Source organism: Craterilacuibacter sp. RT1T, from assembly GCF_023502145.1.
GTDB lineage: Bacteria > Pseudomonadota > Gammaproteobacteria > Burkholderiales > Chromobacteriaceae > Craterilacuibacter.
Map to the genome: position 1 here is coordinate 1 of NZ_JAMFLI010000008.1, position 11,706 is coordinate 11,706.

General features: G+C 60.6%; 13 protein-coding genes. 3 read left to right on the forward strand and 10 right to left on the reverse strand.

Annotated elements, in window-relative coordinates; all coding sequences use genetic code 11:
• Window positions 1-59: 59 nt before the first annotated feature.
• A complete protein-coding gene (pyrC, locus tag M3P88_RS12045; RefSeq protein ID WP_249616261.1) occupies window positions 60-1,091 on the reverse strand; it encodes a dihydroorotase in 1,032 nt (343 codons plus the stop codon).
• Between the two features lie 141 nt (window positions 1,092-1,232).
• On the reverse strand, window positions 1,233-1,463 hold the full coding sequence (locus tag M3P88_RS12050; RefSeq protein ID WP_124734928.1) for a sulfurtransferase TusA family protein: 231 nt from the start codon (window positions 1,461-1,463) through the stop codon (window positions 1,233-1,235).
• 60 nt (window positions 1,464-1,523) lie between these two features.
• Here M3P88_RS12050 and M3P88_RS12055 point away from each other — a divergent pair, with 60 nt between their 5' ends.
• From M3P88_RS12055 to M3P88_RS12065, 3 genes are all read left to right on the forward strand, one after another.
• On the forward strand, window positions 1,524-2,318 hold the full coding sequence (locus M3P88_RS12055; protein ID WP_249616262.1) for an NRDE family protein: 795 nt from the start codon (window positions 1,524-1,526) through the stop codon (window positions 2,316-2,318).
• On the forward strand, window positions 2,299-2,814 hold the full coding sequence (locus tag M3P88_RS12060) for a CNP1-like family protein (RefSeq protein ID WP_249616263.1): 516 nt from the start codon (window positions 2,299-2,301) through the stop codon (window positions 2,812-2,814). Before M3P88_RS12055 ends, M3P88_RS12060 begins: the two co-directional genes overlap by 20 nt.
• A gap of 71 nt (window positions 2,815-2,885) precedes the next feature.
• Complete coding sequence (locus M3P88_RS12065; protein WP_249616264.1) at window positions 2,886-3,770, forward strand: DMT family transporter; 885 nt, start codon at window positions 2,886-2,888, stop codon at window positions 3,768-3,770.
• An 8-nt stretch (window positions 3,771-3,778) separates the two neighbouring features.
• Here M3P88_RS12065 and M3P88_RS12070 read toward each other — a convergent pair whose 3' ends face one another.
• The 8 genes from M3P88_RS12070 to murG form a co-directional block, all read right to left on the reverse strand.
• Window positions 3,779-3,961 carry a hypothetical protein gene (locus M3P88_RS12070; RefSeq protein ID WP_249616265.1) on the reverse strand — a complete coding sequence of 61 codons (183 nt, stop codon included), beginning with the start codon at window positions 3,959-3,961 and terminating at the stop codon, window positions 3,779-3,781.
• A 3-nt stretch (window positions 3,962-3,964) separates the two neighbouring features.
• Entirely contained in the window at window positions 3,965-4,876 is a 912-nt protein-coding gene (gene lpxC, locus M3P88_RS12075; protein ID WP_249616365.1) for a UDP-3-O-acyl-N-acetylglucosamine deacetylase, read from the reverse strand.
• A gap of 100 nt (window positions 4,877-4,976) precedes the next feature.
• Window positions 4,977-6,149 (reverse strand): cell division protein FtsZ, encoded by a 1,173-nt coding sequence (gene ftsZ, locus M3P88_RS12080; protein WP_249616266.1) that lies wholly within the window; start codon window positions 6,147-6,149, stop codon window positions 4,977-4,979.
• A gap of 50 nt (window positions 6,150-6,199) precedes the next feature.
• Entirely contained in the window at window positions 6,200-7,414 is a 1,215-nt protein-coding gene (gene ftsA, locus M3P88_RS12085) for a cell division protein FtsA (protein ID WP_249616366.1), read from the reverse strand.
• 59 nt (window positions 7,415-7,473) lie between these two features.
• Complete coding sequence (locus M3P88_RS12090) at window positions 7,474-8,190, reverse strand: cell division protein FtsQ/DivIB (RefSeq protein WP_249616267.1); 717 nt, start codon at window positions 8,188-8,190, stop codon at window positions 7,474-7,476.
• The gene (locus M3P88_RS12095; protein WP_249616268.1) at window positions 8,180-9,091 is read right to left on the reverse strand and encodes a D-alanine--D-alanine ligase; all 912 of its coding nucleotides are present in this window, start codon (window positions 9,089-9,091) and stop codon (window positions 8,180-8,182) included. The genes M3P88_RS12090 and M3P88_RS12095 overlap by 11 nt, the downstream gene beginning before the upstream one ends.
• Window positions 9,092-9,142: 51 nt before the next feature.
• Window positions 9,143-10,540, reverse strand: a complete 1,398-nt coding sequence (gene murC / locus M3P88_RS12100; RefSeq protein ID WP_249616269.1) for a UDP-N-acetylmuramate--L-alanine ligase — start codon at window positions 10,538-10,540, stop codon at window positions 9,143-9,145.
• Window positions 10,541-10,608: 68 nt separating this feature from the next.
• Window positions 10,609-11,682, reverse strand: coding sequence for an undecaprenyldiphospho-muramoylpentapeptide beta-N-acetylglucosaminyltransferase (gene murG, locus M3P88_RS12105; RefSeq protein ID WP_249616270.1), 1,074 nt, complete (start codon window positions 11,680-11,682; stop codon window positions 10,609-10,611).
• Between the last annotated feature and the right edge of the window lie 24 nt (window positions 11,683-11,706).

The following is an 11,706-nucleotide window of genomic DNA, read 5'->3' on the forward strand; positions in this document are numbered from 1 at the left end:
ACTCCCTACTCCCTACTCCCTACTCCCTACTCCCTACTCCCTACTCCCTACTCCCTAAATCAAGCCATCTTCCACGCGATGGTCTCGCCGGCACGCAGCGGCACCAGGGTGTCGTCGCCATAGGCTAGTGCCGCCGGTACGGTCCAGGCGTCTTTCACCAGGGTAATGCTGTCGCTATTGGCCGGCAGACCATAGAAGGCTGGGCCGTTCAGCGAGGCAAAGGCTTCCAGCTTGTCCAGTGCGCCGGCGGCTTCGAAGGCTTCGGCATACAGCTCGATCGCGGCATGCGCGGTATACATGCCGGCGCAGCCGCAAGCGGCTTCCTTGGCATGGCGCGCATGCGGTGCGCTGTCGGTGCCGAGGAAGAATTTGCTGCTACCCGAGGTCGCCGCCTTGATCAGCGCCTGGCGGTGGATCTCGCGCTTGAGCACCGGCAGACAGTAGTGGTGCGGACGGATGCCGCCGACAAACAGCGCATTGCGATTCATCAGCAGGTGATGGGCGGTGATGGTGGCGGCGATATTGGCCGGTGCGGCGGCCACATATTCGGCGGCCTGCTGCGTGGTGATGTGCTCGAACACCACTTTCAGCGTCGGCAGGCGTGCGATCAGCGGCGCGAACACCTGCTCGATAAACACCGCCTCGCGATCGAAAATATCGATATCCCCATCGGTCACCTCACCATGCACCAACAGCGGCAAGCCGACTTCGGCCATGGCTTCCAGCGCCGGCATGGCCTTGTCTATCGACGACACGCCGGCATCGGAATTGGTGGTGGCACCGGCCGGATACAGCTTGACCCCGTGTACGAAACCGCAGGCCTTGGCGCGACGAATTTCATCGGGCGAAGTGTTGTCGGTCAGGTACAGCGTCATCAAAGGCTCGAAATTCGAGCCGGCCGGACGCGCAGCCAGAATGCGCGCGCGGTAGGCAGCAGCCAGTTCAACCGTGGTCACCGGCGGCTTGAGGTTGGGCATGATGATGGCGCGGCCCATCTGGCGGCAGGTGTCAGGCAAAACGGCGGCCAGTCCTTCGCCATCGCGTACATGCAGATGCCAGTCGTCAGGGCGGATCAGGGTCAGAGTGTGCATGGGGGCTCTTTTGTTTAGAGGGAATGAGGGTGGAGAGTCGGGAGAGGTAAGTCGTGAGTCGTGAGTGGGGAGTGGGGAGTGGGGAGTGACACTCCCTACTCCCTACTCCCCACCCCCTAATTTCTACTCCCGTTTCTCCCTTTACTTCCTGCGCAATACCATACGGAACTTACCCTCGGGCGTGGTTTCCGAGCTTTCCAGCGCATTGCCGGTCTGGCGGCAGAAGGCTTCGAAGTCGCGCGGGGCACCGGGATCGGTGGCGATCACTTCCAGCAGGGTGCCGGACTCCATATCGGCCAGCCCTTTTTTGGCGCGCAAAATGGGCAAGGGGCAATTGAGGCCGGAGAGGTCGAGCGATTTGGCTATCGGCATAAGGCGGTCCCTGAGGCATTCACGGTACAATGAGAACGCCATTTTAACGCGAGCCCCGCCATGTGTGTCATTGCTCTTGCCTACCAGACCCGCCTGCTCGGCCCGCTGGTGCTGATCGCCAACCGCGACGAAGCCTATGCGCGCGCCTCGGCACCACTGGCATGGTGGGAGGATGCGCCCGATATTTTAGGCGGCCGCGATCTGGTGGCCGGAGGCAGCTGGCTGGCGCTGGACAAGCGCGGGCGCTTTGCCGCCATTACCAATGTGCGCACCGGCCGGCCGCACACCGGCATGCGTTCGCGTGGCGAGCTGGTCACGCGCTTTATTTCCGGAACGCATAGCGCACCGGCTTTTGCCCGACTGCTGTCACAAGAGCGCGGCAACTATGCGCCTTTCAATCTCTTGTTTGGCGAAGTACGCGATCTCTACCACTACAACAGCCAGCACGATAGGCTCAGCCGGCTGACTCCGGGCATTCATACCCTGTCCAATGCCACGCTGGACACGCCCTGGCCCAAGTGCCGGCGTCTGGCACAAGCCCTGACCGAGGCGATGCACCCGCCCGATGCCGGCACGGCCTTTAGCTGGCTGGCCAACCGCGACATACCGGCTCATGCCGAGTTGCCCAATACCGGCGTGGGTCTGGCACTGGAAAAAATGCTGGCGCCGGTGCTGATTAGCGGTCGCGACTACGGCACGCGCAGCTCGACCCTGCTCGTAGCCCAGCCGCGTGGTGATATCAGCCTGAGCGAATTGACACGCCTCCCGGGCGGCAGCGCGGGACAGACCCGCCATTTCACGCTGCGCCCCGACCCGAACTACAGGAAACCCGTTTGTGAAGAAAACCCTGCTTAGCCTGATGCTACTGACCCTGAGCGCTACCGCTGTTGCCGGTAGCGACAATAATGCCCACTTCCAGCGCGCCACCGCCAATGCCTTCGATGACGAAACGCCATGGGCCGAACAAGAAGAAGCCCTGCCCGCCTATCCGCAGGCCCCCGAGTGGCTGAACTTCAGCGGCGGCAATCTGGAACGCAATCAGCTGGCACTGGATGCCCAGTCCCTCACGCTGGGCAAGGACGGCGTCGTGCGCTACAGCTTGCGCGTACTCACGCCCGGCGGCGTCAGCAATATCAGCCGCGAAGGCATGCGCTGCCAGACGCAGGATGTACGCAGCTACGCCTTTGCCGACACCATCGCCCAAAGCTGGATCGCGTCAATGAAGCCGGTCTGGCGGCCGATACGGCGCGAAGACAATATCAGGCGCGCCCTGAAAGACCTGCTGTGTGATGGCGGCACGCCGCGCCGCTCGGTAGACGCGACGCTGGACTACATCCGCAAACACCCATAAAGCGGCAATAAAAATGCATATGGGGTAAATAGGGTTTAGAATCCGCCTCACATTTTGCTGAACGGATGGCTATGCTCCCCTCCCGAAAAGGCGCTTTGCTGGTGGTACTGGCCGGTGCCTGCTATGGTGCCATCCCGGTTTTTGCCCGGATGGCGCGAGCAGATGGCGTCGACAGCGCCAGCATGGTGTTTCTGCGCTTTGCCCTGTCCGCCGCCGCGCTGATGCTGTGGATGCACTGGCAAAAACTGGCGCTGCCGCGCGGACGTACCCTGCTGGCGCTGATCGCCATGGGTGCCATCGGCTACAGCGGCATGTCGCTGTGTTTCTTTGCCGCACTCAAGACCGTACCGGCCGGTACCGTATCGCTATTGCTCTATCTTTATCCTGCGCTGGTGCTGCTGCTGTCCGCCTTGCTGTTCGGCGAAGCATTAAGCCGCACGCGCATGGCGGCGCTGCTGCTGTCTTCGCTGGGCATGATCATTACCGTAGGCGCCGCATTTTCCGGGGCGTTGTCAGGGTTGTTGCTGGGCGTGGGGTCGGCGCTGTTTTACGCCGCCTATGTCATTACCGGCGGACGTTACGCCTGGCGCGTCCATCCGCTTGCCGCCACCACCGTGGTCATGGCCTCGGGGGCAGTCAGTAATGCGCTGCTGCAACTGATGGGGCAGGATTTTCACTTGCCGGCGTCTGCCGGCGGCTGGCTGGGCGTATTGCTGCTAGCCGGCGTCTCGACCGTCGCCGCCACCGCGCTCTTTCTTGCCGGCATGGCGCGGGTCGGTGCCAGCCGCGCGTCCTTGCTGTCTACCAGCGAACCGCTGTTTACCCTGCTGCTGGCGGCCGCCTTTCTGGGCGAGGCGCTCAACGCCACCCAAATCGTGGGCGGCGCGCTGATTATCGGCGGGGTCGTACTGGCAGCGGCGGAGAAGGCAAAAAAGCTGCAGCCGGTGAGCGGGTAAGCGCCTGCTTATCTCAATAGCCTAAGCAGCAGCCAGATGGCAAAAATGGCGCCGGCAAGGTAGAGCGAGCCGCGCCAGGCAGCGCGGGCTTTCATCAGATAGCCACGGTTGCCCGTCAGCTTATAGCTCAGGATGGCCCAGCCCAGAAACAGGATCAGGCCGATCAGCCACAGGCGCAGCAAACCGAACACGGTTTACTCGGCCAGCGGCAGGCGATGGAAGCTGGAAGGCACATCGATGGCGTCGGCAAAGCTGACAAACTCCCAGGCTCTCGGTGTGGCCAGCAGTTTGCGCAGCAAGGCATTATTCATCGCATGGCCGGACTTGTGGCCGGAAAAGGCCGCGATCAGCGGGTGGCCGACGATATACAAGTCGCCAATGGCGTCCAGAATCTTGTGGCGCACAAACTCGTCGGGAAAGCGCAAGCCTTCCGGGTTAAGCACATATTCGTCATCAATCACGATGGCGTTATTGAGGTTGCCGCCCAGTCCCAGACCCTGGCTCTTCATATACTCGACTTCATGCATGAAACCGAAGGTACGCGCCCGCGAGATTTCATCGATATAGGAATGGCCGGAAAAATCTATCTTGACCTGCTGCGGCGCACGGTTGAAAGCCGGATGGTTGAACTCTATCGACAACTCGACCGAAAAGCCCGCATATGGCTCGAGCTTGACCCACTTATCGCCCTCGACCACCTCGATCGGCTGCTTGACGCGGATAAAGCGCTTGGGCTTAGCCTGATCGACAATGCCGGCGCTTTGCAAGAGATAGATAAAGGGCGCAGCGGAGCCATCCATGATGGGCATTTCCGCCGCGGTGACTTCAATCACCAGATTGTCTATGCCCAAGCCGGCAAAAGCCGACATCAGATGCTCGATCGTGCCGATACGCACGCCAGCATCGGTCACCAGCGTCGAGGAGAGACGCGTATCGTTGACCAGCGCAGGCTCGGCACGTACATCGACCACCGGATCAAGATCGGTACGGCGAAACACGATGCCGCTATCCGGCGCGGCCGGGCGCAGAGTCAGCTTCACCCGTTCACCGGAATGCAGACCGACGCCGGTCGCCGTGACCGCTTGCGCCAGCGTTCTTTGCAAGATCATGTTTCGCCTTTTATTGCAGTTTGGACGGGCGAAAGTCTAGCACAGCGACTCGCGCCGGCCAGTTGATTCCTCCACACCGTCCAATAGGCTAACGCTATCAGTCTGCCTGCTTGCGCAAAAAGGTCGGGATATCGTAGCTGTCGCCGACTTCGGGATTAGAGAAGTCGGTCGAGGCCGGTGCACGGCGGGTACGGCGGCTCACGCCACCCAAAGGATCGCTATCCGCATACGGGGCAAAATCATCGGTGCCGGTCTTGACGATCTTGAGGAATTCCGGACGCTCTTCGCGCTGCACCTTCTTCTGGCCCAGGCCGGTGGCGATCAGCGTGACGCGGATCGCGTCTTCCGGCATATCGTCGACTTCGGCGGTGCCGAATTTCACCTGTGCGTCTTCATCCGCATACTGGCGCACGATGGCCATGATTTCGCGGTACTCGCTCATTTTCAGGCAGCCCGGTGCGGTCGAGATATTGACCAGTACGCCGCGCGCGCCGTCCAGCGTGATATTGTCCAGCAGCGGGCTGGCGACCGCCTGCTCGGCCGCGATGCGTGCACGGTCCAGGCCGGAGGCGCTGGACGAGCCCATCATGGCCAGACCCATCTCGCCCATGACCGTACGCACGTCGGCAAAGTCGACGTTAATCACGCCGGGGCAGGTAATCACTTCGGCAATACCGGCTACCGCGCCTTTAAGCACATCATCGGCGGCACGGAACGCTTCGCGCATGGTGATGTCCTCACCCAGCACTTCCATCAGCTTTTCGTTCGGAATCACGATCAGCGAGTCGACATGCTTTTTCAGGTCTTCGATCCCCTGCTGCGCGACCTTGGTACGCTTGCCCTCGTGCTCGAACGGACGGGTCACCACACCAACGGTCAGAATACCCAAGTCCTTGGCCACTTCCGCGACCACAGGCGCGGCACCGGTGCCGGTACCGCCGCCCATGCCGGCGGTGATAAACACCATATGTGCGCCCTTGAGCATTTCGGTAATGCGGTCGCGGTCTTCCAGTGCGGCATTGCGGCCCACTTCCGGATTGGCACCCGCTCCCAGACCCTTGGTCAGACTCAGACCCAGCTGCAGTTTCTGTGGTGCCTGATTGCGCTTGAGGGTTTGTGCATCGGTATTGGCACAGATGAATTCGACGCCGATCACCTTATTGCTGATCATATTGTCGATGGCGTTACAACCACCCCCACCCACACCGATCACCTTGATCACGGCATCGGATGCGGAATCCTGGATCACCTCAAAAACCATATTGCTCATTTCTCTCTCCTCGAACTCAAAGATGAGCGTATTAAAACCGTGGACCCGGTTCAGAAGCTATTCGCGAACCAAGCCTTCATTTTTCCGAAAAACTGTCCTACGCCTGCGTTCTCCAGCTTAAGCGGAGAGCGCGTCAGCGATAGCTGCTCCTTGCCGTACAGCAGCAAACCGACGCCGGTAGAGAATCGTGGCGTTTTAACCACTTCAGCTAACCCACCTACATATTTTGGCACACCGACACGCACCGGCATGTGGAAAATCTCTTCGGCCAGTTCGACCATGCCCGGCATCAGGCTGGCGCCGCCGGTCAGAACGATGCCGGACGACAAAATATCTTCGAAGCCGGAGCGGCGCAATTCCTGCTGTACCAGCTGGAACAGCTCCTCCACCCGCGGCTCGACCACTTCGGCCAGCGTCGCGCGCGACATCTGGCGCGGCCCGCGTTCACCCACGCCGGGCACTTCTATCATTTGTGCAGGATCCGCCATGGAAACCAGACACACACCATGCTGAATCTTGATTTCTTCGGCTTCTTTGGTCGGTGTGCGCAGCGCCATGGCGATATCGTTCGTCACCTGATCGCCGGCAATCGGAATCACCGCCGTGTGGCGGATCGCGCCATTGGTATAGACGGCGATATCGGTGGTACCGCCACCAATATCGATCAGGCACACGCCCAGGTCTTTTTCGTCTTCCGACAAAACGGCAATTGCCGAAGCCATAGGCTGCAACACCAGATCCGATACTTCCAGACTGCAGCGGCGCACGCATTTGGCCACATTCTGCGCGGCAGACACCGCGCCGGTGACGATATGCACGCGCGTCTCCAGACGCACACCACTCATGCCCAAAGGCTCGCGCACGCCTTCCTGGCCGTCAATACTGTATTCCTGGGTCAGGATGTGCAGCACCTGATGGTCGGGCGGGATCGTCACCGCACGCGCAGTCTCGATCACGCGATCGATATCCATCTTGGTGACTTCTCTATCCTTGATCGCCACCATACCGTGCGAATTGACGCTCTTGATATGGCTGCCGGCGATACCGGTAAAGACTTCATTGATCTTGCAGTCGGCCATCAGTTCAGCCTCTTCCAGCGCACGCTGGATCGCCTGCACGGTATGCTCGATATTCACTACCATGCCGCGCTTGAGGCCTTTGGATGGCGTCTGCCCCATCCCGATAATATTCAGCTGGCCATCATCCAATACCTCGGCCACGATCGCGACGATCTTCGATGTCCCGATATCCAGGCCGACCAGCATGTTCTTGCTCTCTTTGGGTTTACTCACCTAATAAGCTCCGCGGGACTGCTATGGCTGTTTTACTTTGCCGCAGGTGCCTTGTAATCAGGCATTTTTACGGCATATCCGTTAGGGTAACGCAAATCTACGGTGTCTACCTGATAAGGTAAGACAGACAGCGTAGTCTTCCAGTTTTGGGCGAAACGATGTATCCGTTCGTCCACAGCGCCGCGCCCCAACTCCAGCACAACGCCGTTATCCAGCTCGACGCGCCAGGCGCGACGCTCGTTCATCCACAGGCGCAGCGGCTTCAAGCCGCTGGGTGCCAGCGCTGCAGTGAAGCGCGCCAGTGCCTTCGCCATTTCGCCTTCGCTGCCTTGCGGCCCGAACAACACCGGCAGGCTCTGGTCGCTGGCGGCATCAAACCACTGGCCATCGGTACCGATCAGGCCGTTTTCACCCCAGCGCGCCAGTGCCTTATGCTCTAGCACCATAATATCGAGCTGATCCGGCCAGCGCCGCCTCACCTGCGCCTCGCGCACCCATGGCAGTTTGCCGAAAGCGGCGCGCGTCTGATCAATGTCCACGGTAAAAAACGTGCCGCTTAGCTCGTTTTCAGCGATATAACGCAACTGCACCGGCGTCACACGCGCCATCTGCCCCTGAATATTGATCTTGCGCACCGGAAACAGCGGCGAATGCACCAGATAAAATAGCCCGGCAAACAGCAGCGCCAATACGGCAAGCCAATTCAGACAGGTTGCGATGAACCCCAACGCCCGGTGATTATCCCACATGGGCCGCTGCTAGGATTTGCACGCACAAATCCTCGTACGACAAGCCCTGCACCCGTGCCGCCATCGGCACCAGACTGTGGCTGGTCATGCCCGGTGCGGTATTCACTTCCAGCAAATAGATGCCGCCAGCCTCATCCATCAGAAAATCGACCCGCCCCCAGCCACGACCGCCCAGTACACGGAAAGCCTTCTGGCACAGCGCACGAGCCTGAGCCTCGGTCGCCTCATCCAGACCCGACGGGCAGCGATAAACGGTGTCATCGCGGAAATACTTGGCCTGATAATCGTAAAACTCGGTCGCCGGCTCGATCTTGATGGTCGGGTAGGCTTCGCCATCGATAATGGCGCAGGTGTACTCGCCGCCACCGATAAACTGTTCGGCCAACACCAGTGGATCGAATTTCTGCGCTTCGCGGAAGGCCGCTTCCAGCTCGCCCGCCTGCTTGACCTTGATCACGCCGATACTGGAGCCTTCGGTCGCCGGCTTGACGAACAGCGGCAGCCCCAGACGCACTTCGACCGCGGCAAAGTCGCTGGCCTCATCCAGCATCTCGAATGCAGGAATGGGCAGGCCGGCACCCTGCCACAGCAGCTTGGTGCGCCATTTATCCATGCCGATGGCCGAAGCCATCACGCCGCAACCCGTGTAAGGGAGATGCAGCGTTTCCAGCGCGCCTTGCAGCGTGCCATCTTCGCCAAAGGGGCCGTGCAGGGCGATGAATACCCGGGCAAAGCCCTCATCCTTAAGCGCCGACAAGGGTTTGTCGGCCGGATCGAAAGCATGCGCGTCCACGCCGCGCGACTTCAGTGCGGCCAGCACGCCATTGCCGCTCATCAGGGACACTTCCCGCTCGGAGGACTTGCCTCCCATCATCACTGCTACTTTGCCAAACTGCTGCATGTCTTTAGATCCTGAATACTGACTTTTAGCCCGTCGTTAAAACAGGCACGTTTACTTGCAAGCGGCAACCAGCTTGCCTGGCACCGCACCGATGGAGCCTGCCCCCATGGTGATCACCACGTCGCCATCACGGGCAAAAGAGGTAATGGTTTCCGGCATATCGGCAATATCGGCGACAAACAAGGGCTCGACCTTGCCGGCGACACGCACGGCGCGTGCCAGTGCACGACCATCGGCCGCCACAATCGGCGTTTCACCGGCGGCATAGACCTCCGCCAGCAACAGTGCATCCACACCAGACAGAACGGAGGCAAAATCTTCGAACAGGTCGCGGGTACGGGTATAGCGGTGCGGCTGGAAAGCGAGCACCAGACGCTTGGTCGGGAAGGCACCTCGTACGGCAGCAAGGGTTGCGGCCATTTCCACCGGATGGTGGCCGTAATCATCGACCAGTGTGTAACTGCCGCCGCCTTGCGCCGGAACTTCACCGTAGCGCTGGAAGCGGCGACCGACACCGGCAAAACCGGCTAGGCCCTGCTGAATGGACTCGACGCTGGCGCCGCATTCTAGCGCGATCGCGATCGCAGCTAAAGCATTCAGCACATTATGGTGGCCCGGCGTATTGAGCTCGACGGCAAAGCGCTGTCCGCCCTCGCCTTTCACCACCACATCGAAGTGCATGCAAGGACCCGCCGCACGCACATTTTCAGCGCGGATATCGGCGTCACAGCTCTCGATGCCATAGGTTGTGACCGGACGCGTCACCCGCGGCAGGATCTCACGCACATTGGCGTCGTCTATGCACAGCACGGCACGGCCATAGAAGGGCAGACGCGACAAGAAGTCGATAAATGCCTGCTTGAGCTTGTCGAAGCTATGGTCGTAAGTGTCCATATGGTCGGCGTCGATATTGGTGACGACCGCCATCTCGGGCGACAGATAGAGAAAAGAGGCATCCGACTCGTCGGCCTCGGCGACCAGATAGTCGCCCGAACCCAGACGCGCATTGGTGCCGGCGGCGGTCAGCTTGCCGCCGATGACAAAAGTCGGGTCAAGACCGGCCGCACCCAAAATGGAGGCGGTCAGACTGGTCGTCGTGGTCTTGCCATGGGTGCCGGCAATGGCGATGCCCTGTTTGAAACGCATCAGCTCGGCCAGCATCAGCGCGCGCGGAATGACCGGAATATGGCGCGCCTTGGCCGCCAGCACTTCAGGGTTGTCAGCCTTGACCGCGGTCGAAGTCACCACCACATCCGCATCGGCCATATGCTGCTCATCATGACCAAAGAAAATACGCGCGCCCTGCTGGCTCAGGCGCTGGGTCGCACTATTCTCGGCCATATCCGAACCGGTCACGGCATAACCGAGGTTAAGCAAAACCTCGGCGATACCGCACATCCCGACGCCACCGATACCCACAAAATGAATGTGTTTGACCCTGTGTTTCATCTTCTATTTCTCAGTCTATTGCATTGAATCCGCCGCTACGGCCAGCCGTGAGCGGCAAAAGTCCACCATTAATCCTCGCGCACCAGCTGCTCGCACACATCGGCCACCTGACGCGCGGCATCAGGCAAGGCCAGCACGCGTGCAGCTTCGGCCATCAGCAGGCAATCGGCCCGCGTCAGCGATTGTAACAAGCTTGCCAGCATGGCGGCATCCAGCGTGTCTTGCGGCAGCAGGCGCGCCGCGCCAGCATCGCTCAAAAACCGGGCATTTCCCGTCTGGTGGTCATCCACCGCATGCGGGTAAGGCACCAGAAGGCTGGCGACACCAACGGCCGCCAGCTCGGCCACGGTCAGGGCGCCGGCACGGCACAGCACCAGATCGGCAGCGGCATATTCGCCAGCCATATCATCGATAAAGGCACGGCAATCGGCCTGAACCCCGGCCTTGGCGTAATTGTCGCGCAGCGCGTCTATCTGCTTGGCGCCTGCCTGATGCACCACCTGCGGGCGCTGATCTTCCGCCAGCAAAGCCAGCGCCGCCGGCACGGTATCATTGAATACCTTGGCCCCCAGCGAGCCGCCGACTACCAGCACCCGCAAAGGCCCGCTGCGCCCGGCAAAACGAGCCGCCGGCGCAGCCTGCGCCACAATTTCACTACGCACCGGGTTGCCAACCAAGCCGTCCTTAGCGGCAAAAGCGCCGGGAAAGGCATACAGGGTACGGCTGGCAATATGGGCGAGCAGACGATTAGTCAGGCCGGCCACCGAATTTTGCTCATGTATTACCAAGGGCTTCAGGCATAGCCGCGCCATCACCCCGCCGGGAAAGCCGGTATAACCCCCAAAGCCTATGGCTATGTCCGGCCGGTGACGGAAAATCACCCCGGCAGCACCGGCAAACGCCGAAGCCAGCATCAGGGGCAGGGACAACCAGCGCTTAAGGCCGTTGCCACGCATACCACGCATGCTAATGGTTTCAATGGTAAAGCCGTGTTGCGGCACCAGCCGCGTTTCCATCCCACCCTCAGCCCCCAGCCAGACGACTTTCCAGCCACGCGCCTGCAATTCACGCGCCACCGCCAAGCCCGGGAAGATATGCCCCCCGGTTCCGCCGGCCATGACCATGATGGTTCTGTTTTTCATGCTATCCATTTCGCTTTTAATGGG